Source organism: Pseudoflavonifractor sp. MCC625, from assembly GCF_018784545.1.
Lineage (GTDB): Bacteria > Bacillota > Clostridia > Oscillospirales > Oscillospiraceae > Pseudoflavonifractor_A > Pseudoflavonifractor_A gallinarum.
Genome location: NZ_WQOJ01000039.1, coordinates 184,471 through 209,295 on the forward strand (window position 1 = coordinate 184,471; position 24,825 = coordinate 209,295).

General features: G+C 59.4%; 22 protein-coding genes. 18 read left to right on the forward strand and 4 right to left on the reverse strand.

Annotated elements, in window-relative coordinates; genetic code table 11:
- Positions 1 to 46 precede the first annotated feature (46 nt).
- The 11 genes from GPK94_RS13480 (at position 47) to GPK94_RS13530 (ending at position 12,035) form a co-directional block, all read left to right on the forward strand.
- Positions 47 to 1,510 (forward strand): FGGY family carbohydrate kinase, encoded by a 1,464-nt coding sequence (locus tag GPK94_RS13480; RefSeq protein WP_215656060.1) that lies wholly within the window; start codon positions 47 to 49, stop codon positions 1,508 to 1,510.
- A 20-nt stretch (positions 1,511 to 1,530) separates the two neighbouring features.
- Positions 1,531 to 2,190, forward strand: a complete 660-nt coding sequence (locus tag GPK94_RS13485; protein ID WP_101691319.1) for a flavodoxin family protein — start codon at positions 1,531 to 1,533, stop codon at positions 2,188 to 2,190.
- A 14-nt stretch (positions 2,191 to 2,204) separates the two neighbouring features.
- Positions 2,205 to 3,230 carry a zinc-binding dehydrogenase gene (locus GPK94_RS13490; RefSeq protein ID WP_215656061.1) on the forward strand — a complete coding sequence of 342 codons (1,026 nt, stop codon included), beginning with the start codon at positions 2,205 to 2,207 and terminating at the stop codon, positions 3,228 to 3,230.
- Between the two features lie 17 nt (positions 3,231 to 3,247).
- Positions 3,248 to 4,255: an alcohol dehydrogenase catalytic domain-containing protein gene (locus GPK94_RS13495; protein ID WP_215656062.1), complete on the forward strand. Its 1,008-nt coding sequence runs from the start codon at positions 3,248 to 3,250 to the stop codon at positions 4,253 to 4,255.
- Positions 4,252 to 5,286, forward strand: coding sequence for an alcohol dehydrogenase catalytic domain-containing protein (locus GPK94_RS13500; RefSeq protein ID WP_215656063.1), 1,035 nt, complete (start codon positions 4,252 to 4,254; stop codon positions 5,284 to 5,286). Before GPK94_RS13495 ends, GPK94_RS13500 begins: the two co-directional genes overlap by 4 nt.
- A gap of 85 nt (positions 5,287 to 5,371) precedes the next feature.
- Positions 5,372 to 6,346, forward strand: coding sequence for a methenyltetrahydromethanopterin cyclohydrolase (locus GPK94_RS13505; RefSeq protein WP_180956705.1), 975 nt, complete (start codon positions 5,372 to 5,374; stop codon positions 6,344 to 6,346).
- Positions 6,347 to 6,348: 2 nt separating this feature from the next.
- Entirely contained in the window at positions 6,349 to 7,041 is a 693-nt protein-coding gene (locus tag GPK94_RS13510; RefSeq protein ID WP_215656064.1) for a methenyltetrahydromethanopterin cyclohydrolase, read from the forward strand.
- A gap of 240 nt (positions 7,042 to 7,281) precedes the next feature.
- Positions 7,282 to 8,313 carry a BMP family protein gene (locus tag GPK94_RS13515; protein ID WP_215656065.1) on the forward strand — a complete coding sequence of 344 codons (1,032 nt, stop codon included), beginning with the start codon at positions 7,282 to 7,284 and terminating at the stop codon, positions 8,311 to 8,313.
- Between the two features lie 132 nt (positions 8,314 to 8,445).
- Positions 8,446 to 9,531, forward strand: a complete 1,086-nt coding sequence (locus tag GPK94_RS13520) for an ABC transporter permease (RefSeq protein ID WP_186964090.1) — start codon at positions 8,446 to 8,448, stop codon at positions 9,529 to 9,531.
- Positions 9,532 to 9,533: 2 nt separating this feature from the next.
- On the forward strand, positions 9,534 to 10,508 hold the full coding sequence (locus tag GPK94_RS13525; RefSeq protein ID WP_101691311.1) for an ABC transporter permease: 975 nt from the start codon (positions 9,534 to 9,536) through the stop codon (positions 10,506 to 10,508).
- Positions 10,509 to 12,035: an ABC transporter ATP-binding protein gene (locus GPK94_RS13530; protein ID WP_101691310.1), complete on the forward strand. Its 1,527-nt coding sequence runs from the start codon at positions 10,509 to 10,511 to the stop codon at positions 12,033 to 12,035.
- A gap of 118 nt (positions 12,036 to 12,153) precedes the next feature.
- On the opposite strand, the gene GPK94_RS13535 is transcribed toward GPK94_RS13530, so the two are convergent.
- On the reverse strand, positions 12,154 to 13,545 hold the full coding sequence (locus GPK94_RS13535) for a nucleobase:cation symporter-2 family protein (protein WP_101691309.1): 1,392 nt from the start codon (positions 13,543 to 13,545) through the stop codon (positions 12,154 to 12,156).
- Between the two features lie 292 nt (positions 13,546 to 13,837).
- On the opposite strand from GPK94_RS13535, the gene GPK94_RS13540 reads away from it, so the two are divergent.
- From GPK94_RS13540 to asnS, 3 genes are all read left to right on the forward strand, one after another.
- A complete protein-coding gene (locus tag GPK94_RS13540) occupies positions 13,838 to 14,281 on the forward strand; it encodes a LytTR family DNA-binding domain-containing protein (RefSeq protein ID WP_215656066.1) in 444 nt (147 codons plus the stop codon).
- A gap of 16 nt (positions 14,282 to 14,297) precedes the next feature.
- Positions 14,298 to 15,149, forward strand: coding sequence for a DUF3021 domain-containing protein (locus GPK94_RS13545; protein ID WP_215656067.1), 852 nt, complete (start codon positions 14,298 to 14,300; stop codon positions 15,147 to 15,149).
- 96 nt (positions 15,150 to 15,245) lie between these two features.
- Positions 15,246 to 16,640 carry an asparagine--tRNA ligase gene (gene asnS / locus GPK94_RS13550; protein ID WP_101691306.1) on the forward strand — a complete coding sequence of 465 codons (1,395 nt, stop codon included), beginning with the start codon at positions 15,246 to 15,248 and terminating at the stop codon, positions 16,638 to 16,640.
- 123 nt (positions 16,641 to 16,763) lie between these two features.
- On the opposite strand, the gene nagZ is transcribed toward asnS, so the two are convergent.
- The 3 genes from nagZ to GPK94_RS13565 form a co-directional block, all read right to left on the reverse strand.
- Entirely contained in the window at positions 16,764 to 17,831 is a 1,068-nt protein-coding gene (gene nagZ / locus GPK94_RS13555; protein WP_252192643.1) for a beta-N-acetylhexosaminidase, read from the reverse strand.
- Between the two features lie 185 nt (positions 17,832 to 18,016).
- Complete coding sequence (rnr, locus tag GPK94_RS13560) at positions 18,017 to 20,071, reverse strand: ribonuclease R (protein WP_215656069.1); 2,055 nt, start codon at positions 20,069 to 20,071, stop codon at positions 18,017 to 18,019.
- On the reverse strand, positions 20,068 to 20,628 hold the full coding sequence (locus GPK94_RS13565) for a 4'-phosphopantetheinyl transferase superfamily protein (protein ID WP_252192644.1): 561 nt from the start codon (positions 20,626 to 20,628) through the stop codon (positions 20,068 to 20,070). The genes rnr and GPK94_RS13565 overlap by 4 nt, the downstream gene beginning before the upstream one ends.
- A 170-nt stretch (positions 20,629 to 20,798) precedes the next feature.
- Here GPK94_RS13565 and GPK94_RS13570 point away from each other — a divergent pair, with 170 nt between their 5' ends.
- The 4 genes from GPK94_RS13570 (at position 20,799) to secG (ending at position 24,551) form a co-directional block, all read left to right on the forward strand.
- Positions 20,799 to 21,293 carry a phosphatase PAP2 family protein gene (locus tag GPK94_RS13570; protein WP_215656070.1) on the forward strand — a complete coding sequence of 165 codons (495 nt, stop codon included), beginning with the start codon at positions 20,799 to 20,801 and terminating at the stop codon, positions 21,291 to 21,293.
- Between the two features lie 102 nt (positions 21,294 to 21,395).
- Positions 21,396 to 22,163, forward strand: coding sequence for an ABC transporter ATP-binding protein (locus tag GPK94_RS13575; RefSeq protein WP_193537901.1), 768 nt, complete (start codon positions 21,396 to 21,398; stop codon positions 22,161 to 22,163).
- A complete protein-coding gene (locus tag GPK94_RS13580) occupies positions 22,153 to 24,186 on the forward strand; it encodes an ABC transporter permease (protein ID WP_215656071.1) in 2,034 nt (677 codons plus the stop codon). The genes GPK94_RS13575 and GPK94_RS13580 overlap by 11 nt, the downstream gene beginning before the upstream one ends.
- Positions 24,187 to 24,320: 134 nt before the next feature.
- Positions 24,321 to 24,551 carry a preprotein translocase subunit SecG gene (secG, locus tag GPK94_RS13585; protein ID WP_101691301.1) on the forward strand — a complete coding sequence of 77 codons (231 nt, stop codon included), beginning with the start codon at positions 24,321 to 24,323 and terminating at the stop codon, positions 24,549 to 24,551.
- The last annotated feature ends 274 nt before the right edge of the window (positions 24,552 to 24,825 follow it).

Genomic DNA, 24,825 nt, shown 5'->3' on the forward strand with positions numbered 1-24,825 from the left:
TGCTGTATCTGTTTGGCGGTGTTCAAAGGAAAAGAGAGGTGTCCGAATGACACAGACCTATTTGCTCGGCATTGATATTGGTACCAGCAGCATCAAAACGGTGCTGATGGACGGTACCGGGAGACGCCGGGCCCAGCATACCCATTGTTATGAGACCATCCAAAGCCAGCCGGGCTATGTGGAACAAGACCCGGATGGCGCGTGGTGGACCGGGACCCGGGCGGGAATCGCCGCCTGTCTGGAGCAGTCGGGGATCCACCCCTCCGAGATCGCCGGCATCTGTGCCAGCGGTATGGTGCCCAACCTCTGTCCTCTGGATCGGGAGGGGAGACCGGTGCGGCCGGCCATCCTGTACCGGGACAACCGGGCCATTGAGGAGGCCGCCTGGCTCCAGGAACATCTGGGCTGGGAGAGCAATTTGCAGGACGTCACTCCCAAGCTGCTCTGGATCAAGCGCCATGAGCCCGAGGCCTATGGGCGGATCGAGATGGTGCTCAACGCCCACTCCTATATCGCCTTCCGACTGACCGGCGTATATAGTGCCGACCACGATATTGCGGCCATCTTCGGCGGGGTATATGAGGAGAAGCGCCATGTCTGGCTGCCGGAGCGCATGCGGGAGGCGGGACTGGACCCCAAGGTACTGCCTCCCCTCTGCTGGCCCATGGATGTGGTGGGTACCGTCACACAACAGGCCGCCGAGGAGACCGGACTGGTACCGGGCATCCCGGTGGTGGCTGGAACGGGAGATTCCTACACCATCCTGGTGGGCACCGGTACCGTGGATGCGGGCGAAGGCCTCATCTACCTGGGGACCGCGGGCACTTTTCTGGGCCTGGAGCGGTCTCTGGACGACCAGGTGGGAAGCTGCCCCTTCATCACCGGCGGTGCGCGCTTTCTGGGGAATGTGCTCACGGGTGGGGAGATCACCCGGTGGTTCCGGGACTCCGTGCTGCTGCGTGAGGTGAGCTATCAGACCCTGGAAGAGGCGGCCAACGCCGTGGCCCCGGGGGCAGACGGGCTGTTCGCCCTGCCCCATCTGCTGGGCGAGCGTACGCCCCTGGCAAACCCCCTGGCCAAGGGAGTGCTCTTCGGCCTGACCAACGCCCATACGGCGGGACATATGTACCGTGCCCTCCTGGAGGGTGTGGCCTATGCCCTGCGGGACTCCTATGAGAGCAGCGCCCTGCCTCTGAGCCGCCTGGTCATCAGCGGGGGAGGGAGCAACTGCCTACTCTGGCGGCAGATCATTGCCGATGTACTCAACCAGGAGCTGACCTACCTGCCCCAGGGAGACAATGCCATGGGCACCGCCTATCTGGCGGGGCGCGGGCTGGGACTCTTTGACAGCTTCCGCATCGTGCGGGACCGCTGGCTGGGGGATGGGGAGCGCATCGTACCCAACCCGGCGGAGGTGGAGCGCTATGACCGGAGATTTGCCTATTATCAGTCCCTCAACGCCCTGTGCCGGCCGGCTTTTGAGGAACTGGCCCGGCTTGATTTGAGATAAGGAAGAGGGAGGCGCGCACAATGAAGATTGCCGCATTTGTCAGCAGTTCCAGCCATCACGGCAACACCGCCACAGCGGTACAGAAGTTTCTCGAGGGCGCCCGGGCGGCCGGCGCGGAGACCGAGATCTACTATCTCCACGACTATGATATGAAGCCCTGCCGGGGGTGCCGTGCCTGTGAGAAGACTGGGACATGCGTCATCAAGGGGGACGATATTCCGCTGCTTCACGAGGCCATCCGCTCGGCAGACGCCTATGTGCTGGCTACCCCCACTTTCTATGGAGATATTACGGGGGCATTCAAGGTCTTTGTGGACCGGTGCTATCCCTTTGTGGACATCTGGAAGGATGAGGAGACCCAGCAGATGCGCTTTGGCAGCCGCAACAAAGAGCGGCGGCCCGGGGTGCTCATCGCCGTGAGCGGAAGCCACGGAGACATGGTGTTCGACAGCCATATGAAGGTGGGATATTTCTGCCTCAATGACCTGAACAGCTATCCCTGGCGGGAATTCTGCATCCCCTTTACCACCTGGAAGCCGGTGGCCGAGATGGAGGATGTGGTGGAAAAACTCTACCAGGGCGGGCAGGATCTGGTCCGCCACATGGAGAGCGGGGAAGGGGAGGACCTGGCGCGTACCGGCGCCTACTTCGCCCGCTATCGTGAACTGAAATACAACTGAGGAGGAGCATAGAGATGAAAAAGGCAGTCATTACCGCAAAAGAGACCGTAGAGCTTCAGGAATTTCCCATGCCGGAGATCCGGGAGGATCAGGTGTTGGTCAAGGTAAAGGCCTGTGGTCTGTGCACCTTTGAGCAGCGCTACTTTACGGGCGGCAAGGAGCAGTATCCCTTTAACGGCGGCCATGAGGTCTGCGGCGTGGTCGAGCAGGTGGGGAGCCGCGTGGCTTCCGGCATCCAGCCCGGCGATAAGGTGGTGGTAGCCGCCATCACCCGCTGCGGCGAGTGCTACTACTGCCAGAGAGGCATGGACAATATGTGCGCCAACGGCGGTGACAACCCTGAGCCCGATACCCTGTGGGGCCCCGGCGGACTGAGCGAGTACATGGTGGCCGAGGGCTATCAGGTCTACAAGGTCAGCGATGAGATCGACTTCTCCGTGGGCACCCTGGCTGAGCCTCTGGCCTGCGTGCTGCGCAGTGTACAGAAGGCCCATGTGACCTATGGCGATACCGTGGTCATCACCGGAGCCGGGATCATGGGTCTGCTCCATGTGAAGGTGGCCAAGCTGAGCGGGCTGAAGGTCATCATCACCGAGGTGGACGAGGCGCGGAAGGCCACAGCCCTGCGCCTGGGCGCCGACCGTGTGGTGGACCCCACCAAGGAGGATCTGCTGGCGGTGGTCCGGGAGATGACCGACGGCCGGGGCGTAGAGGCGGTCTTTTATACCGCGGGCGGCGCCAAGGCGGCCGAACAGGGCATCAATGCGCTGGCCAAGGGCGGCACCATCGTGTTCTATGGCGCGATCTATCCCAAGGGAACCATGAGCATTGACCCCAACAAGATTCACTATGATGAGATCAACTTCACCGGTCTGGTCTCCACCACCAAGGAGAGCTTCCGGGAGTCGGCCCGGATGCTGTCGGAGGGCCTCATCGATGTGCGGGAATTCATCAGCGAAGAGGTGCCCCTGGAGCAGATCGACTATGCCTTCCGCCGGGCGGTTTCGCCGGATACCTACCGCGTCATTGTACGGCTTTGATGGGAAAGGAGACACTTATGCGCGCACTGCTGAGAAACAGCGATACACCGCGGGATTTTGCCATGGGTGAGGTGCCCGAGCCGGTCACCCCGCCCGGTATGGTCAAGATCAAGGTGGCCTATGCCGGCATTTGCGGCAGTGATCTCCACATTTACCTGGGGCAGGAGAGCGGCCTGCCCCAGGGGATCCACGGGCATGAGTTTTCCGGCACCATCGCCGAGCTGGGCGAGGGCGTGAGCGGTTTTACAGTGGGACAGCGGGTGACGGCTGAGCACACCGCCTCTACCTGCGGACGCTGCGCCTACTGTAAGACCGGGCGCTATCAGCTCTGCAGCCATCGCCACTCCATCGGCTTTGATATTCCGGGGGCCTTTGCCGAGTATGTGCTGGTGGATCCCCAGTACATCCATCCCCTGCCCCAGGGGGTGAGCCTGAAGGCGGGCGCCCTGACCGAACCGCTGGCCTGCATCATCCACGCCGTGGAGCTGGTGGAAGTCAAGCCCGGCATGCCGGTGCTGGTGGTGGGACCCGGCCCCATGGGCTTTCTGGCTGCCCTGACCCTGCGGGCCTATGGTTGCCAGGTGGAGCTGCTGGGTACCCAGGTGGACCGGGAGCGGCTGGAGCGGGCCGACGCGGCCGGGATCTCCGTGCTGGAAGAGCTGCGGCCCGGGGCGTCTTATCCCCTGACGGTAGACTGCTCCGGGGCCCAGGGCGGCATCCGCAGTGCCATGAGCGCGCTGGAAAAGGGCGGCACCCTGCTCCAGGTGGGCATCGCCACCCGAGAGGTGACGCTGCCCTATGACCAGGTAGTCTATCGGGAGTGGAAGATCCAGGGGACCTTCTGCCATACCTGGAAGGACTGGCACCAGGCCCTGCGCCTGGAGGAGACTGGACGGCTGGACCTGAGCCCGGTGGTGACCGGCGAGGTGGAGCTGGAAGACTGGCAGTCCGCCTTTGAGGACCTTCTGGACAAAAAGGGCATGAAAACGCTCTTCCGCATCGGCGGAGAGGAGGCAGCACAATGAAAATGAGACAGATCCAGTTCGACGGCGTGGGAGAGCTGCGCCAGGTGGAACGGGAGATCCCGCCCCTCAAGGACACGCAGGTCCTGGTAAAAGTGGAGGCCTGCGGGCTGTGCACCTGGGAGCGCTATATCTATGCGGGGACCGAGAGCATGCCCTTCCCCTTTGTGGGAGGACATGAGATCGCCGCACGGGTGGTGGAGACAGGGGCCGCGGTCTCCTCAGAGATCCGGGTGGGCATGCCGGTGTCGGTGGCGAAATGGGTCCGCTGCAATCAGTGTGAGCTCTGCCGCCGGGGCTATGACAACCACTGTCTGGGAAACGACAAGCCTTCGGACAAGGGCTATTCCGGTCCGGGTGGCTTCTCGGACTATCTGGTGTGTGAGAGCTATGAGATCTTCCCCTTCCCGGAGGATGCCCCCATTCACTACGCGGCCCTGGCCGAGCCGGTGGCCTGTGTGACGAGAGCGGTCAACCGCCTGCGGAGCGTGACCGGGGATACCGTGGTGGTCGTCGGGGCTGGACTGATGGGCCTGCTCTTCCTCAAGCTGCTCAAGCTGCGCGGGTACAAGGTCATCGTGGTACAGCGCAGTGCGGCCCGGCGGGAGCGTGCAGCCAAGATGGGCGCCGATCTGGTGCTGGATCCCGGGGCGGAATACTGGCCCGAGCGGGTACGCCGGGAGACTGGCGGTATGGGGGCGGCCTCCGTCGTCTACACGGCGGGCGGCTCCGCGGCGGTCAATGAGTGTCTGGACGCCGCCCGGATCGGCGGGGACGTTATGCTCTATGCGCCCACCCATGAGGAACGGCCGCCGGTGGATCTGGATCTGGTCCACTTCAAAGAGCTGGTGCTGACCGGCGCAATTCGACATGACAAGGAGAGCTTCCGACAGGCCGTGCGCCTGCTGGGTAGCGGACAGGTGGAGTTTGGAGATCTGAATCTCCGCTTTGGCTCCATGGAGCATCTCCGGGAGGAGATGGAGCGGGCGGATACCGACCGGGAGATCCACCGCATTCTGCTCCGCTGGGAATAAGAAACAGAACCATAAAAACGGCGGGCGACCGCCGTTTTTATGGTATGGAAACCAAATGGATCACTTACAGAAAGGAGGAATCAGCGTGTGCTATTCACTCAATGAGCGGGCCTGCCGCATCATCGAGGAGAACATTCTGCCCCATCTGGACGCGCTGGGGGTACAAGTCCATGTACTGAAAAACGGAGCCACCGTGTTGGATATGGGGGTCTTTGCCAAGGGAGGCTGGATGGCGGCCAAGTATTTTACGCAGTCCAATCTGGGGGGATTGGGAGAGCTGACCTATGGGACCATGCAGGTGGGGAGCCATCGCCTTCCCACGGCGAATATCTTCGTGGACCGGGCGGCCGTGGCCGAGCTGGCGGCCCATGATGCCTTCCTCTACATCGAATATCAGGGGGTCAAGCGCTCAGTCTCCGGGCCACTGCGCTCCGTCACCGGAACGGATCACTTTGCCCAGGCGGTCTCCTACCGGGACCCGGCGCCCCGGAAGATCGTGGCCCATATCCAGATCGATGAGCTGCCCGATGAGGGGATGACCGAATTGATCGCCGGAGCCGTGGGACGGCATCCCAGAGATCTCTACCTGCTGGCCGCCCGGACGGGAACTCTGACCGGAGCGGCCCAGGTCTGCGCCCGCAATGTGGAGCAGAGCCTGCCCAGTCTGCTGGACCAGGGATTTCCCATCGACGCCATTGTACAGGCCTGCGGGAGCGCGCCCATCCCAGCGGTGGTGGACGATGAGCAGCTGGCCTATGGGCGGGTAAACGACGGCCTGATCTACGGGCAGGAGACCAACCTCTATGTAGACTGTGCGGATGAGGAGATCACCCGGCTGGAGACCATCCTGCCCTTCAACAAGAATGGGGATGTCTACGGGATTCCCTTTGAGACGCTCTTTGCCCGCTGTGATTATCTCTGGCGCAATGTGCCCCGGGAGTGGGATGCGCCCTGCCGGGTCAATTTCTTTAATCTGCGTACCGGGCATTCATTTTCGTACGGTGCCCTGCACCATGGCGTGTTGGAACAGGCCTTTTTGGGATCGAATGGAGGAAAGTAAGGATGGAATGGAGAGAAAAAGCAGCTCAGTGTTTTCAGAATCTGATCGAAGAGGCCGGCGCCAACCACTGCGCGGTACAAGAGCGGGAGCAGGGGACCTGGATCGATGCCGGATGGGACGTGCCCGGCGGCTGGATGGCGGCCAAATGTGTGCTGGAGGGCCTGAGCGGCGGCCGTGGACAGGTAAGCTATACCCAGCGGCAGATGGCCGACGGGATGCAGATACCGGCACTGGAACTCTTCCTGGATGACCCGGTGGGCACGGCCCGGGCCTTTCAGCGGGACGAACAGGGGATCTATGGCGTCCGGGGAGAAGAAGGATATGTGCTGGGTGTGACTGACCGCCCCCTGGCGGAAGAAAAGGGCTGGAAGGGAAATGTGGTGAGTGCAGGCCCCAACAGCCTGTTTACCGGCATTATGGAGGCTGCCGATCTGATGGCGCAGTGCGTGCAGGCCCTGGAGCGGGAAGGCGTATCCGAAATTCTGTGGGGATGGAGCAGCTGTCCGCTGGCGGCTATGACGCAGGATGTGGAGGAGACCCGCTGCCGCCGCCTGGAGATGGCAAAACGGCATACCGCCATTTCGCTCTGGGTGCGGGGAGAGGGTAGCGCCATCCGCCGGGCCATCGAGGGCATGGATATGGAAGAATTTTTTGTGCATGAACTTGTAACCGCTTGTACATATGGAAAAAGATAGTAATTTATCATCTAATGCAATATTTAATAAAAGATAGTTGATGTTAAGATATAAAATATTCTGCGATATTTATGCACTTAGTAGAAAAACACAAAAGTACCACAAAAAAGCGGAGGTAATACTTGCAAAGTGAACAGAAGTGTGGTACTGTAAATGCAACAAGAGTGTAACCGATTACAAAAAGCGCGAACGGAGGAGTTCAGAGACACAGTTCTAAGAAATTGAAGGAGGTATCCCCAAATGAAACGGAAACTGATGGCGCTCTTGCTGGCTGGTGCACTTGCTGTTGGCCTGGCGGCCTGCTCGCGAAATGTTGGGACAGAAGACTCTGCGCCCCCTGCCAGTTCCCCGACTGGAGGAGCGACGGAGACCACGGGAGCAAAGGACCCGTCCGAGGTCAAGGTAGCTCTGGTGTGCGGCGGCGCCGTGAATGACGGCGGCTGGAATGCCAGTGCATATGAAGGACTCCAGCGCATTGAGGAGACCCTTGGGGTAGAAACCGCTTACACGGAAAAGGTAGCGGTTGCCGAGATGCCTCAGGTCATTCGGACTTACGCCCGCCAGGGCTTTGACCTGATCTTCGGTCATGGCGCTGAGTTCGGCGAGCCGATGAGCACGGTGGCACCTGAGTTTCCGGATACCACCTTCGTGGCAGTCAACGCCAATGTAGAGGCGGGGAACCTGACCGGAACCGTCTTTAAGTTTGGTGAATGCGGATACTTCTGCGGTATGGCGGCCGCCATGGTCTCCGAGACCGGGAAGATCGGCATCATTCCTCCTGATGATGCCCCCAACAACAAGGCGGACATCGACACCTATGAGCTGGGCGCCAAGGCGGTCAATCCGGACATCGAAGTGTACACCGCATTTACCGGCTCCTGGGACGATCTGCCCAAGGCCAAGGAGGCTTCGGAGTCTCTGATCTCCAAGGGCTGCGACGTACTGCTGGCCATGGGCGACGCATATGCTGTGGGCGTGTACCAGGCCTGTGAGAATGCCGGGATCAAGGCCATTGGCTGGGTCAGCGATCAGCATGATCTGTCCGACGCGGTGATCTGCTCCGGTCTCCAGTCTGTGGGCGATGTGTATGTGGCCACTGCCGAGCGTTACCTCGAGGGCACCATGGAGCAGGGCGTGCAGGTCTATGGTATGCCGGACGGCGCCCAGGGCATGTCTGAGTTCTACGGACTGACCGAAGAGCAGGCGGCCGAAGTAGAGGCGGCCATGCAGGACTATCTGGACGGCAAGCTGGAGATTCCCACTCTGTACTAAAACTGAATTTCGATCTCGGAATCCGAGAGGAACACGAGCGACAGAAGCGTGACCCCAAGTGGTGCAGCGACCGACCGTTGCTGCACCACTTGTGCATTCAGAGGGACTCGGAAAGATATTGGAGGAGTGATCATGAACAAGCGAGCCCGTGCGATGGTGAATTACCTCATTTCCATCGTGATTGCTCTGCTGCTGGCATTCGCCATCATCGGCGCATTGCTGCTCTGGCAGGGTGTGGATCCTGTGGAGACCTTTATGGCCCTGTTTCAGGGCGCATTCATCGGAAAGAGCAATCTGGGCGCCAGCCTGCTGCTGGCGACCCCGCTGATTCTGGGCGGCCTGGGCATTGCCCTTTCTTTCCGGTGCGGTATCTTTAATATCGGCGGTGAAGGTCAGCTCTATCTGGGCGCCTTTGCGGCGACCTGGCTGGGTGTCAATCTGGTGGGCCTTCCCTTCTGGCTGCACATCCCCATCTGCTTTTTGGGCAGCATGATCTTCGGCGGCCTGTGGGCCCTGATTCCCGGCTATTTGAAGATTTCCAAGGGCTATAACGAGACGGTGACATCGGTGCTGCTCAACTATGTGGGCGTGTATTTTGTCAACTACGCCCTCTCCAGCTTCTTCAAAGAGCCGGGCGCGCTGAACCACCAGTCCCCCAAGATTCAGACCTCGGCCATGCTCTCCAAGATCATGTCGGGCAGCGAGCTCAACACCAGCTTTCTCATGGCACTGCTGATTGTGGCGCTGTTCTTCCTGATCTTCTACAAGACAGATGTGGGCTTCAAGCTCCGGGCCGTCGGTCAGAACGCGGAGGCCAGCCGGACCTCCGGTATCCATACCCGCAAATATCTGCTCCTGGCCATCATCGTTAGCGGCGCCCTCTCCGGACTGGCCGGCTCGGCGCAGGTCATGGGCTATCAGCATCTGATGGTGCAGAACTTCTCCCCCAATACCGGATACGATATCATCGCCGTGGCCCTGATGGGCAACCTGCACCCCATCGGCGTCCTGATTGCCGGTATCTTCCTGGGCGCGTTGCGCAGCGGTGCCAGCGTGATGCAGATCATGATGGGCGTCCCGGTGACCATCCTCTATATTATTCAGGGCGTGATCATCCTGAGCATCCTTGGCTTCAGCCGCGCCAACATTGACTTTATCGGCCTGGTGGGCGGACTGTTCCGGAAAAAAGAGAGCCAGAGTATGGCGAAGGAGGCGTAGTCATGGAATTTCTGAATATCTTTTTAACGCCGGATTTCTACTCCGCCACGTTCCGTCTGGCTACGCCTCTGATGCTGGCGGCCCTGGGCGGCGTCATTTCCGAGCGCTCCGGTGTTCTGAACATGGCGCTGGAAGGACAGATCCTGATGGGAGCCTTTTTCGGGTACTTGGGCTCGTATCTCTTCCAAAACGTATGGCTGGGCGTTCTGACCGCCATGGTGGGGAGCCTCTTCCTGGCCGCACTGCACGCCTTTATGAGTATTAAGGTAAAGGTCAACCAGGTGGTGTCCGCAGTGGGCCTGAACACGCTGGCCCTCGGTATTACCAGTACACTCTTCCGCTTCCTCTTCGGGACCGATTCGCAGATGGCCAGCTGCCCTGGCATGGCCAACCTGGATATTCCGGTTCTGAGCGATCTGCCCTTTGTGGGGCCGGTCCTGTTCAGCCAGCATCCGCTGACCTACGCTGCGGTGGTGCTGCTTATCCTCCTCAACCTCTTCCTGTTCCGTACCAGCCGGGGCCTGGAGCTGCGGGCCGCCGGTGAAAATCCCCAGGCGCTGGATGTGGCGGGCGTGGACGTCATCCGCATCCGCTGGCTGGCGGTCCTCACCACGGGCCTGTTCTGCGGACTGGCCGGAGCCAGCCTGACCCTGACAGGACTCAATACCTTCTATGATAACCTGTCCTCCGGCCGTGGATTCATTGCCTATGCCGCGGTGGTCTTTGGCAAGTGGACGCCTGTGGGCGCTGCGTTGGCCGCCATCCTCTTCGGCGCGGGCGACGCGCTGCAGCTGCGGATGCAGACCATCTTTGATATTCCCTATTACTTCTACATGATGATGCCCTATCTCATCACCTTCTTTGCGCTGGTCTTCTTTATGGGCGCGGCCAAGGGACCGGCGGCCAACAGCATTCCCTTTGAAAAGGACAAGGGACGCCGCCGCTCCGCCCGCCGCAGCAGAATGGGAGGGAACTGAATGGAACCGGTATTGCGCGTACACAACATTACAAAACGGTTTGGAAGCAATGTGGCCAACGACCATATCAGCTTTGACCTCTATCCCGGTGAGATCCATGCACTGCTGGGTGAGAACGGTGCGGGTAAGTCCACCCTGATGAATGTGATTTACGGCGTCTATGGCGCGGACGAGGGCGAGATCTATTTGAATGGAAAGCCGGTGGAGATTTCTTCCCCCAAGCACGCCATTGAGCTGGGGATCGGAATGGTGCATCAGCACTTTATGCTCATCCCTGCCTTTACGGTGGCGGAGAATATCGTGCTGGGCATGCAGAAGGAGCTGCGCCTGGATATTAAGGATGCAGAGGCCAAAATTGCCGCAGCCAGTGAGAAATACGACCTGAGAGTGGATCCCCATGCGTTGGTGTCCACCCTCTCCGTGGGCGAGCAGCAGCGGGTGGAGATCCTGAAGGTACTGTTCCGGGGGGCGAAGATCCTGATTCTGGATGAGCCCACTGCTGTACTTACCCCCCAGGAGATTACCGAGCTCTTTGCAACCTTGGAGCGGCTGAAGAAGGATGGCGTCAGCATCGTCTTTATCAGCCACAAGCTCAATGAGCTCATGAGCATCAGCGACCGGATCAGCATTCTCCGCCGGGGAAAGATCACCGGCTGCATCGACGATCTGGCCAACTGCAATCCGGAGGCACTGGCCTCTGCCATGGTGGGCCGTCAGGTCACACTGGGCGTGGAGAAGCCGGAGCAGGAGGCCGGGGAAGTGGTGCTGGAACTGGATCACCTCTCGGTCTGCAATGAGGCCAAGAAGGAGATCATCAAGGAGTTCAGCCTCCAGATCCGTGCCGGAGAGATCGTAGGCCTTGCCGGAGTAGACGGAAACGGACAGTCGGAGCTGGTCAAGGGAATCACCGGCCTGCTTCCCGCCACGGGGGGCGCTATTCGCATCCAAGGGGTGGATATGACCGGAAAAACCCCCAGAGAGTTTATTGACGCGGGTGTGGGACATATCCCCGAGGACCGGCATAAGCAGGGCCTGGTGCTCTCCATGTCGGTAAAAGAAAATCTCTTTTTGGAGACCATCCAGGACCGGCCCTACACCAAGCGCCACCTGCTCCAAAAGAAAGCCATCCAGGAAAAAGCCAAAAGCCTTCAGGAGTTCTATGACATCCGTGCGGCCTCTTTGGAGGTGCCGGCCGGTGCGCTCTCCGGCGGCAATCAGCAGAAGATCATCGTGGGACGCATCCTGGAGCAGGATCCGAAGCTCCTGGTGGCGGTCCACCCGACCCGCGGACTGGATATCGGCGCCACGGAGTTTGTCCATAAATGCCTGCTGAAGGCCCGTGCCGAGGGATGTGCCATCCTGCTGGTCTCCACAGAGCTGGATGAGATTCTGGAGCTGAGTGATCAGATTGCCGTGATCTATGAGGGCGAATGCATGGGCGTGGTCCGAGATCGGGACGCCACAAAAGAGGGCATTGGTCTGCTGATGGCAGGCGTAAAGGGAACACAGGCGGCTACGGCATCCTAAATAGGTGTGAAAAGTCCGGTATGGCTCTGCCATACCGGACTTTTTTACCGGAGAAAGAAAACCACAGTCCATGGCCGGAGCGGCACAGTGGACTGTGGTTTTTGTGTGACGGGAACGATCAGTCGGCGTCGGTCATGGCCTTCTTGGCCCGCTCGATGTCTTCCTTATCCTTCATGGGGAAGATCAGGTTGGCCAGGATGGCTACGATACAGGTGGCGGCCACCGAGTCAGAGAAGATGAAGCGCAGAACGCCGGGGAGCTGCGCCACCGCTTCGGGATGGCTGCCGAGGCCCAGGCCCAGAGCAAAGGTGATGCCCAGAACCAGAACATTGCGCTCGCTGAAACCGGCTTTGGCGATCATCTTGATGCCGTTGATCAGGATCATGCCAAACACGGAGATAACGGCGCCGCCGAGAACGGCAGAGGGGATGGCGGAGAACACGGCGCCCAGCTTGGGCAGGAAGCCGCAGATCATCAGTACAAAAGCACCGGTGGCGATGCACCACTTGTTGACCACCTTGGTCATGGAGACGATGCCTGCGTTCTGACCAAAGGCGGTGTTGGGCAGCGCATTAAAGAATGCGGCGGTGGTGGAGCCCAGTGCGTCGGCCAGAATGGCGCCGGAGGTCTCGCGCTCGGTAGCCTCACGGTCAAAGCCGGCAATGGTGATGCCGGAGGTGTTGCCGATGGTCTCCAGGCCGGAGACGATGTACAGTGCGGCAAAGCTCAGGACCGCAGAGGGAGTGAAGACGAGCTTAAACTGCAGGGGCAGAGGCAGGCTTACCCAGCCGGCCTCGGTAATGGTAGAGGTGTCCACCATACCCAGGAAGGCGCAGACCACATAACCCACAACGAGACCGATCAGGATTGCGGAGTTCTTGACCAGGCCCTTTCCAAAGCGCTGAAGCAGGACAATGATGGCCAGAACCATAAAGCCGATGGCGAGATTCCGGATGGAACCGTAGTCGGCCGCACCGGCGCCGCCGGCAAAATAGTCCACACCGACTCCGAGCAGGTTTACACCGATGGTGACCAGCGTGCTTCCCACCACCAGAGGGGGGAAGAAGCGGCGGATATACTTATAGAAGAAGCCCATGATCACTTCGGTCAGGCTTCCCAAGAGGCTTCCGCCTAGGACCGCTCCAATGCCGCCTGTGGCTGCAATGGTAGAAGCAGTGGGAACAAAGGCGAAGGAGGTGCCCATGACGATGGGCAGATTGGCACCGATCTGCTTATTCTTGCCCAGCTTGATGGGATAGAGCTGGATGAAAGTAGTGAGACCGGAGACAAACATGGCGCACTGCACCATAATAACGGTCTGTGCGGCGGAGAGATTACATGCCCCGGCAATGATGAGGATGGGGGCGAGGTTTGACGTAAACATAGCCAGGACGTGCTGCATGCCCAAGGGAAGGGCGGTACGCAGCCGGGGTCTGCCGTCGAGTTGATAGATCAGACGACGGTCTTCGTCCCGTCGGTCGGTGTGGTTGGATGTTCCTGCAGTATTCATCTTAAAGACCTCCATATTACTTTTCTTTCATATGCCATGGTAGCTGGTATGAGCACTGCGTGCGCGGGGCGGTGATCTCCTTTCCACAGAAAATGAAAAGACCGGTTCTTTTTTGTATGGCTAATCATAAAGAAAAGTTTTTAGTATGTCAAGATATTTTTTAGACAAAGCGATGGAAGGGGAGTGAAAAAGGCACCACTTATCTGTGCAAAACGGCCATGTATGGGAAATGAATAGACGCATTCCGGAAAGTTTTATATACTAAAACCATAGGAGAAAGGAGGGGAGGATTGTGCAGGTGGAGGTCCGTTATCGGCCTGGAACAGAAGGAATTCGGGTGGTTGTGGAGGCGGAGCGGGACGGGCCAGAAGTAAGGGCATTGGTAGAGCGGCTGATGGATCTGGACGAAAAGGTACTGTTGGGACGACTGGGGGAGCAGGTGATTCCCCTTTGCGCGGACTCCCTGCTGCGCTGTTATGCCCAGGGGGGACGTGTAAAGGCGGAAAACGAACAGGGTACCTATGACCTGAAAGAGAGGCTCTATGAGCTGGAGAATAAGCTGGATCGGCATGCCTTTGTCCGGATTTCTCACTCGGAGATCATCAATTTGCGGAAGATCACAGCGCTGGATCTGTCCCTGACTGGAACGATCCGCATCACTCTGGAGGGAGGAACGGTGTGCTATGTCTCCCGCCGTTTTGTGAAAAAAATCAAAGAAGCGCTGGAATTATCATGACACAGGAGGGATGGATATGAGAGCACGGCGGAGAACATGGATGGTACATATTCTGGCGGGCGGCCTTGTGGGATTGGTAACGCTGTCGTTTCTGGGGGCGGTGATAAACGGATGGAGCGCGGGTGCGCCCCCGCTGCTCAACAGTACGCCTCCGCTCCTGGTCAGTCCGGCGCTGGGCGAGTGGACTGGATCGGCTCCGCTGGCGCTGGTGATTCAGAGTATACTCTACTTCAGTCTGGGCGGCACAGTGGGAGTGGCCACTATGCCCTTTGCGGAGAGCGGAGCGGCGCTGGTCTGCCGGTCTTTGGCACACTTTGCGGTGACGGCCCTGCTCGTTACTTTGACGGCCTGGACATTGGGGTGGATTTGGTCCTGGGAGATCCTGCTGTTCTATCTGGCGCTGTTGACGGCGGTATATCTGCTCATCTGGCTGGGGCGCTGGGTGGGGTGGTATGCCGAGGTGGCCGCCATCCGGGAAAAATTGGGTCTCGCACCAGGTCCCTCCCTGCTGAAATGGAAGGAGAGCCTCCCCTACCTGGGATTTGCGGTCATCCTGTGCCTTGTACTGCCGTTTCTTCTGCGCCTTCTGGATGGCCCGCCTAAGCCGCTGCTCAGCGTTCTGTATGGGTTTGTGCTGCTGCCGGTGGGAGGGCTTTTCTCCGGCTTCTCTCTGGGAAGGAGAGAAGGCTTCTGTCCCCTTTATCCGCTGGCCTGTGCGGGGGCGGTTCTTCTGTTTATTCCACTGGCCCGTTTGATCTCCAACATGGCCGACGGGATTATGGTTCCCATTGCGTTCTGTTTTGCCCTGCTGGGGAACCTCCTGGGAAGCGCTTGGAGGCGCTTCCGGCGGCAAGGACAAAGTGCATAAAGTTTCATGCCCAAAAGAGCAAGGAATGCTTGCAAAATCGGGAAATAATGATATACTAAACGGTGACTTACTTTGATAAAATGGAGTTGAACCACCATGAAACGAACCACTGTCGCACAGATCTTTGCCGATCAGGCGGCCTTTGGCGGACAGACCGTCACCGTCTGCGGCTGGGCCCGCACCATCCGGGACATGAAGACCTTCGGTTTTCTGGAGCTCAATGACGGCTCCTGCTTCCGAAACCTTCAGGTCGTCTTTGCCGACAATGAGGTGGAAAACTTCAAAGAGATTGCCAAGTGCAATGTGGGCACCTCTTTTGTGGTGACCGGTACGGTAGTCCTGACGCCGGAGGCCAAGCAGCCCCTGGAGCTCAAGGCGCAGACCATCACGGTGGAGGGCCCCTCTACCCCGGACTATCCCCTCCAGAAGAAGCGTCACAGCGTGGAGTATCTGCGTACCATCCAGCATCTGCGTCCCCGCACCAACCTCTTCTCCGCGGTGTTCCGTGTACGCTCTGTGGCTGCCCATGCCATCCACTGCTTCTTCCAGGATCGGGGCTTTGTGTATGTCCACACGCCGCTCATCACCGCCAGTGACTGCGAGGGTGCGGGTGAGATGTTCCAGGTGACCACGCTGGATCTGGCCAATCCTCCCAAGAACGAGGACGGCAGCGTGGATTACAGCCAGGATTTCTTCGGCAAGCGGGCCAACCTCACGGTCTCCGGCCAGCTCAATGCCGAGAACTTCGCTATGGCTTTCGGCAATGTTTACACCTTTGGCCCCACCTTCCGGGCGGAAAACTCCAACACCCAGCGCCATGCCGCTGAGTTCTGGATGATCGAGCCGGAGATGGCCTTTGCCGATCTGAATGACTATATGGACACCGCTGAGGACATGATCAAGTATATCATCCGCACGGTGATGGAGAAGTGCCCCGACGAGATGAACTTCTTCTCCTCCTTTGTGGACAAGGGCCTCAAGGAGCGGCTGGAGCATGTGGCCTCCTCTGACTTCGTGCGGGTGACCTACACCGATGCGGTGGAGATCCTGAAGAAGAACAATGACAAGTTCGACTACAAGGTGGAGTGGGGCTGCGACCTCCAGACCGAGCACGAGCGCTACCTCACCGAGGTGGTCTTCCAGAAGCCCGTCTTCGTGACCGACTATCCCAAGGACATCAAGGCCTTCTATATGCGCCTCAACGACGACGGAAAGACGGTGGCTGCTGCCGACTGCCTGGTACCCGGCATCGGCGAGCTCATCGGCGGTTCCCAGCGTGAGGAGCGCCTGGAGCTGCTGGAGAACCGCATCCGCGAGCTGGGCATGAATCCCGAGGACTACTGGTGGTATCTGGACCTGCGCCGCTATGGCTCCTGCAAGCATGCGGGCTATGGACTGGGCTTTGAGCGCATGGTCATGTACCTCACCGGCGTGAACAACATCCGTGATGTGGAGCTCCATCCCCGCACGGTGGGCAACGCCGAATTCTAAAAGAAAAACAGAAAGGACGTCACATGGTTCTGTCCATGTGACGTCCTTTTTTATACCAATAAGGAGCCTGGACACTGGTGTGTCCGGGCTCCTTTTACACATTTTTGAACCGAATGTGGAAGATCAATTGGGTAGTTGGTCCAAGAGGGAGGAGATCTGTGCGTTCAGAGTGTCCACATCGGGGGTAGGCACCGGGGCGTTGGTGAAGTGATAGGTACGCTTGAGAGTGAGAATGCGGTAGAGGCTCTCATCCAGGCGCGCCTCGGTGAGACGGCCCTCCTCCACGGCGGACAAAATCCCTGTATAGGCGGATGAGAGGTTGTCCGCCCCATGGCAGACCAGAAGCAGGTCACATCCGGCCTCCAGTGCCAGGACAGCGGCCTCATCCATCCCGTAGGTCTGGGAGATGGCACCCATGGTCAGGTCGTCGGTACAGACGACGCCCTGAAAGCCAAGCTCTTCCCGCAGGAGGCCGGTGACCACCTTGTGGGAGAGGGAAGCCGGGTACTCCTCGTCAATCCCGCGTTCCAGGATATGGGCCACCATTACGGCCGGGACCTGCTGCTCGATGGCTGTGAGAAAGGGGAGGAGCTCTTCCTCTTTCAACTGGGCCAGTGATTTTTCCACCACGGGGAGACCCAGGTGGGAGTCGGTCTCGGTGTCCCCGTGGCCGGGGAAGTGCTTGACCACCGGAACCACGCCCCGGTCAGCCACACCCTGCCAGGCGGCGGTCCCCAGCTGAGCCACGGTCTGGGCCGATGAGCCAAAAGCACGATCGCCGATCACCGTATTTTCCGGATTGGACCAGATGTCCAGCGAGGGAGCATAGTCGGTATTCAGTCCGAAGGCGGCGCACTCCGCCCCCAGGACTCTGCCGAAGCGCGTGACCAGAGTGGCGTCACCCGTTTGCCCAAAGACCAGGGGAGCGGGGAGGGAGGCCACCTCCGGGGGCATTCGGGAAACCCGTCCCCCCTCCTGGTCGATGGAGAGCAGCAAGGGGATATACTCTCCGTTGGTCTCTTTGAGTGCATTGGTCAGCTGGGCCAGCTGCTGCGCGCTCTCCACATTGCGGGAGAAGAGGATGATACCGCCCACCTGATAGGTCTGGATGGCGGAGAGTGCGTCCTCCCCTGGCGTATACCCTTCCATCCCAGCCACCAGAAGCTGCCCCACCTTTTGGCCCAGGGTCATGGAATCCAACTGCTCCTGGACGGGGTCTGGCGTAGGGGTAGGGGAGGGGATGGGAGTCGGAGACGGGGTGGAAGAGACTGCTGTGGGCGGAGCGGATGGGGAGGGCGTGGGTTCGGACAATTGGGGAGTACAACCGGTGAAAAGAAATACAAAAAGGAATAGTGACGACAAAATATTATATTTCGTCATCGCTTTTTTCGCCCCTTTCTGGATTTTGAAATGGGACCTGCTTTCCGGGAGGGCCGCTTACCGACCCGGCGCTCCGCGGGTCGCTCGCCCTCACGGGAGATGCGGCGCGTAGGAATACCGGGAGCCATACCGGGGAGGCGGAAACTGATCTGTCCGCTTCCGGGATCGGCGGAAGCACAGACCACTTCCAAAAGTGTCCCTAGTGTAAAGACATCTCCGCCGGGGCCGGTGAGGGTCATGCGGCTCTCGTCAAAGGCATAGCGCCCGCCGGGGAGAGCCTCCACCGGGAGGAAGCCCTCCACGCCCAGGGCGGTCAGAACGAAGAGTCCGAACCGGGTCACGCCGGAGACCGCAGCGGGGAAGGTCTCGCCCACATGGTCGGCCATAAACTCCGCCAGATAGCATTTCTCAATCTCACGCTCGGCGGTCTGGGCGGCCAGTTCCCGCTCGGAGGCCTGTTTGGCGGCCTTTGGGACGGCGGAGGAGAGCTTCTGCCCCGCCTTTCCGGCCAGGGTGCCCTCCAGCAGTGCGGTCAGGGTGCGGTGGACCATCAGGTCGGGATAGCGCCGGATAGGAGAGGTGAAGTGGCAGTAATCCGAGGCGGCCAGCCCAAAGTGCCCCAGGTTCTGGGGATCATACCGGGCCTTCATCAGGGCACGGAGAACCGCGGTGTGGACCAGAAATTCCTCGGGCTTTCCCCGGGACTCATCCAGCAGCTTTTGCAGGGAGAAGTGGTCGGCCTCCCGGAAAGAGTAACCCAGAGGGGAGAGAAGCGCGCGCAGGGCCTCTGTCTTTTCCTGCGAGGGCTTTTCATGGATGCGGTAGACCGCGGGGGCGTCCAGGCGGGAGAGATGGGCGGCCACGCACTCATTGGCGGACAGCATGAAGGACTCGATAAGCCCCTCGCTGACGCCAGGAGTCCGGGCCTGGATGGAGACCGGGTACCCATCCTCATCGCAGAGGATGTAGCTCTCCCGACTGGCCAGGTCCAGGCTTCCGCGGCGCTTCCGGCGGGCCTCCAAAATCTGAGCCAGGGCGGCCATGTCCCGCAGCATGGGAAGAATGTGGGCGTACCGCTGGGCCAGGTCGGGGTCAGCGTCCGAGAGGAGGAGATTACAGTCCTCGTAGGTCATGCGTTCCGTCGTGCGGATGACCGACTGGGCGATGGTGTAGTCCGCTACGGAGCCATCCGGATGCAGAGTCATGATACAGGAGAGAGTCAGGCGGTCCACCTGGGGATTCAGGGAACAGATGCCGTTGGAGAGCTCCGTGGGCAGCATGGGGATGACCTGGTCGGCAAAATAGACCGAGGTACCCCGCTGCCAGGCCTCCACATCCAGGGGAGAACCCATGGGGACATAGTGGCTCACATCGGCGATGTGAACGCCGAGGACCGGTCGGCCCTGCTCATCGCGCTCCAGAGAGACGGCGTCATCCAGATCTTTTGCGCTGGCGCCGTCGATGGTGATGATGCATTTCTCCCGGAGATCCAGACGGCCGGTCCGGGCGGAGGCGGGCACCTCTTGGGGAGCCTGCCGGGCCTGTTCCAGCACCTGGGGCGGAAATTCCCGCTGGATATGCTGGTCAAAGAGAATGGACTCCACGGCGGCCTCCCGGCTGCCGTCCCGGCCGAAGACCTCCAGCAGGGTGCCCATGGGAGGCTGCTTGGAGGTGCCATAGCTGGTCACCTGGACCGCCGCCCGGTCCCCGGCGTGGGCCCGGTGCTTGCCCACGATCTGGATGGGCTCCCGCAGTTTGTCCCCCGCGGGGACCAGCCAGGCCTCCCGGCCGTGCTTGCGCACCGAGCCGGTGACGGTGGGGTTGCCACGTCGGAGAATGGCAGTGACTTTCGCAGTGCGCTTCTCACCCGGTGCGGCGGGGCCGGGATCGGGACGGATGGCGACGGTGTCCCCGTGCCAGGCGCCGTGTTCCGCCCGGGGCGGGATGAAATAGTCTTCCTCCCGTCCGGCGGCCCCCTCGGGGGTGACGAAGCCGAAGCCCCGTCCGGCGGCCTGGTAGAGTCCGGTTATCTCAGAATGGGATTTTGTCATAAGTTCTCCTTTTTTGATTCGGTCAGAGTGAGAGAGTCTAAAGAAAGGGAGGAGGGGACCTCCTCCCCGCAGCAGGCGGCCCGCCAGCCCTCGCCGCCCCAGGCACAGAACCAGAGTCCGGCCTGTGTGCCGCTCTGCCCGGGGGAGAGCAGAGGAACGACAATGGAGCGGGGGGCGCAGTCCAAACCACGGCCGGTATATTTCACATAGCTCTCCTTCAGGGTCCAGAGGGTATAAAAGTCCTCCCAGCGGCTGCCCTGGGCGGTAAACCAATCCCACTCCCCATCGGAGAGGACATAGCGGGGAAGGCCGGGACGGCGTGGCTTGATCCGCTCCACATCCACGCCGAGGGGATGGTCCCCCACACCGCACAGGGCGAAGGGGCCGCTGTGACTGAGATTGAAGTGGAGAGCGGAGTCTGCCAGCACCGGTTTTCCACCGGGAAGCGTGGAAAAGGTCGGGTCAATACATCCATAGTACTTTTTCAGAATGGTGTGCAGCAGTCTGTGGGCGTCCTGCTTGCCCGACGCGTGAGAGATCATCCAGAGCTGGAGCAAGGCACCCTCTCCTTTCTGCTTTATTTCATTTTATTGTAACCCATCCCCGGGGCGATTACAACGCCGCCCTTGTATACCGGGGAGAGAATCGGTATAATGCAAATCAAAATCGAGCCCTGTCTGGAGGAAAACGTTCGCTCCAGACCGGCTCGGGATTTAGGAGGATTCGGATGACAAAAGAACAATATGAGCGCTGGACGGCACCCATTGCCCGGCATCCCCAAGGGGCACTGCGTCTGAAACAGCTCAATACCATACTGACCGGCGCATGCTATCTCTGTTATCCACTGCTGCTGCTCTGGCTCATCTGGAATCAGGACGGGCGCTTCTGGCGGGCGGCTCTGGTGCCGGGGATCTCCTTTGTGCTGCTCAGTGTTCTGCGTCGGGGATTGAATGTTCCGAGACCCTATGAGGTGTTGGAGATCCAGCCCCTGATCCACAAGGATACCCGGGGGAAGTCGTTCCCCAGCCGCCATGTGTTCAGCGTCTTCCTCATTGACATGGTATGGTGGTATCTCTGCCCGCCTATGGGATGGGTCTTTCTGGCGGTCGGGCTCCTGCTGGCGGCGGCCCGGGTGCTGGGTGGCGTCCATTTTCCGAGGGATGTACTGGCTGGGGCTCTTCTGGCCGTGGCAGCCGGCTGGGTCGGCTTTTGGCTGATCTGAAAAAGAGAGAAACCTGACAAAAATGTCACCTTTCTGTAAGGCGATTCGATGGCACCAGGGGCTGAGACCGGGTACAATGGAGGCAGCAAAGGAGGAGATATGATGGAACCCATCCTTACGGTGTCCCATTTGCAGAAGTACTATGGAGGCCGGGGCAATGTGACCCGGGCCATCGACGATATCAGCCTGGAGGTGCTGCCCGGAGAATTTGTGGGCATTATGGGCGCCTCGGGCTCGGGCAAGACCACCCTGCTCAACTGTGTGTCCACCATCGACTCGCCCACAGCGGGACAGATCGTCATTGACGGCCGGGAGATCACCCGACTGAACGGCAAGCAGCTCTCCCGGTTCCGGCGGGAGCGCCTGGGCTTCATCTTTCAGGACTGCAATCTGCTGGACACGCTGACGGCCTTTGAAAACATTGCCCTGGCGCTGACCATCCGCAGGACTCCGGTCGGAAAGATCGAGGGGAGGGTGCGGGAGACCGCCCGTTTGCTGGAGATTGAAGACTGTCTGAACAAATATCCATACCAGATGTCGGGCGGACAGTGCCAGCGTACGGCTGCCGCCCGGGCGATCATCACAAATCCGGCCCTCATCCTGGCCGATGAGCCCACCGGAGCGCTGGACTCCAAGTCGGCCCGCCTGCTGCTGGACCGTTTTGAGGCCCTCAACCGGGAGCGGGAGGCCACCATCCTGATGGTGACCCACGACGCCTTTACCGCCAGCTACTGTCACCGCATCCTCTTCATCAAGGATGGACGGCAGTTTACCGAGCTGGTGCGGGGCAACAAGAGCCGCAAGGATTTCTTTGGAGAGATCATCGAGGTCGTGACCCTTCTGGGAGGTGACTCCGGCGATGTTCTTTAAACTGGCCCGAAAAAATGTCACCCGGAGCATGCGGGATTACGCCATCTATTTCATTACACTGCTCTTTGGCGTATGCGTCTTTTACGTATTCAACTCCCTGGAAAACCAGTGGGTCATGGAGCTTCTGGCAGAACAAAACTCCGACTATGTCCGGGCCATCCTCCAACTGACCGATGTGGTGTCGGTCTTTGTGTCGGTGGTGCTGGCTGGACTCATCCTCTATGCCAATACCTTTCTTCTCCGGCGGAGAAAGCGGGAGTTGGGCACCTATCTCCTGCTGGGGATGGGGCAGAAGACCATTGCGGTGCTTCTGTTCGCGGAGACCATGTTCATTGGACTTCTGGCCTTGGTGTTCGGCCTTGGACTGGGATTCTTCCTGGCGCAGTTTCTCTCGGCCTTTACGGCCAGTCTCTTTCAGATGACGGTGGACGAGTTCCACTTTGTCTTTTCCTGGAGAGGCGTGGGAAAGACCGTCCTCTACTTCAGCGTGATCTTTCTGGCAGTGATGATCTGCAACTGTGTGCTGGTGGCGCGGCAGAAGCTGATCCGCCTTCTGCAGGCACAGCGGCAGAATGAGCAGATCCGCCTTCGTTCCGTGGCCGCTTCTGCGGTGATGTTTGTGCTGGGAGTGGCCCTTCTGGCCGTGGCCTATGGACTGCTGCTGAAACGGGGGCTTTTGACCATTGACCGCATTTTTTGGCTGATGCTGGCCCTCGGTACGGCGGGGACCCTGCTCTTTTTCCGGTCGCTATCTGGCTTTCTGCTCCGGATCTGTCAGAGCCGGAAGGGGCTCTATTATCAAAACCTCAATATGTTTGTGCTGCGGCAGTTCAACGCCAAGATCAACACGAACTATCTCTCCATGACGGTGGTATGCCTGCTGCTCCTGCTGGCCATCGGGATCACCGCCTGTTCGGTGGGGGTCAACAGCACGGTGGAGGGAAATGTGGAGCGGACTGCACCGCTGGACATGACCCTGCGGCTGGATGACGACTACTTTGTCTTTGCGCGGGAGGACCTGCCCGATGCACTGGAGGAGGCGGGATTTGATCCGGAAAACTGGTTGGGCGACTTTGCTGTGGTGTGCCGGTACGCAGTAAAGCTGGACGAACCCATTCCGCTGGCGGAGGATGGCCGGGAACTGAACGACGCCTATATCATGTCCCTCTCAGACTTCAACAGCCTTACTGCGCTGCGGGGAGAGAAGCCCTTGGTTCTGGCGCCCAATACCTGCGGCATGGCCGAGGGGACCGAACCGGAATCTTACGGGAAGCCTGAGCGGGAGGCCTGGCAGGATGGGGCGCTTTTTTCGATTGGCGGCCATGTCTATGCGCCCGACCCCAAGGCGTACCATACCGGGGCACTTTATACCAGTGAGATCGACCTGTCGGATGTCATTATCCTGCCCGACGAGGCAATGGAAACCGTACAGAAGGATGCAGTATGGCTTCGCCAGTATTATCTGGCAGGAGATTACGCGGAAGGAGTGGACCAGGAACATGCGGAGGAACTGCTCTGGAACGTCTGGGATGAGACCCTGTTCGACCAGGTCGAGGAGCGCGGGAGCGATCCCGATGGATCGTCTGCCTTTGGCTTATCCCTGAGCACAAAGCAGTTTATCTATCTGGACACAATGGGGACCAAGATCCTGGTTCTCTTCATCGGGCTCTATCTGGGAACCATCTTTCTCATCACTTCCGCAGCGGTGCTGGCGCTTCAAATGCTCTCCCAGGCGGCAGATAATGTGGGACGCTACCGCATTTTGCGGAAACTGGGTGTGGAAGAAAAGATGCGTGACCACTCCATTGATATTCAGGTCTTTCTCTACTTCTTCCTGCCGCTGCTGCTTGCTGTGGTCCATTCCATCGTGGGGATCAAGGCGGCCAATGATGTCATTGCGGAGATTGGGAAATTGGATGCGGTGGCCAGCAGCACCGTGACGGCTCTCATTATTCTGGTAGTATATGGCGCCTATTTTCTGGCTACCTGCTGGGGAAGCCGCAGAATGGTACGGGAACGGTAAGAAAAACGGGAAATTTCTCTTGAAATCGGCCCCCTTTTGTGCTATCATAAAAAACACGCGTTGAAATGGGCGCGAGAGTCAAGCCCATCAATAAGAAGATAGCGCCCACACAGGGCCGAAAGGAAAGATGTAACGTGGTGAAGATTATCCTGAGTGTCGTCCTCGTTCTGATCGCGCTGGCGCTCATCATGGTGGTCATGCTCCAGTCCGGAAAGAGCGCTGGTCTGTCCGGCACCATCGCCGGTGTGGCAGACACCTTTATGTCCAAGAATAAGGCGAAGGGCTGGGACGCAAAGCTGGCCCGCTGGACCAAGTGGGTGGCCATTGCCTTTATGGTGCTTCTGGTTGTCATCAGCTTGATCTAAAGAGAATTCGATATGGTGATTTGAAACATCCCTCTCTGGTAGCAGAGAGGGATGTTTTGCGTTTGCTTTGCAGCAAAGAATAGGGGGCAACCAAGCAAAACGAAAAAAGGAAAGAAAAAGTGAAAAAAGGTGTTGACAAAAGTGGTTCGGGGTGGTATTCTATCTGAGCGCCTCACGAGAGGGCACTGAAACAGGTCGAAAAGTGAGAAGAAACCGAGCGGAAGCTGGACGGACTTCGAGCGGGATTTGAAAAAAGTGCTTGACAAAGTGAGAA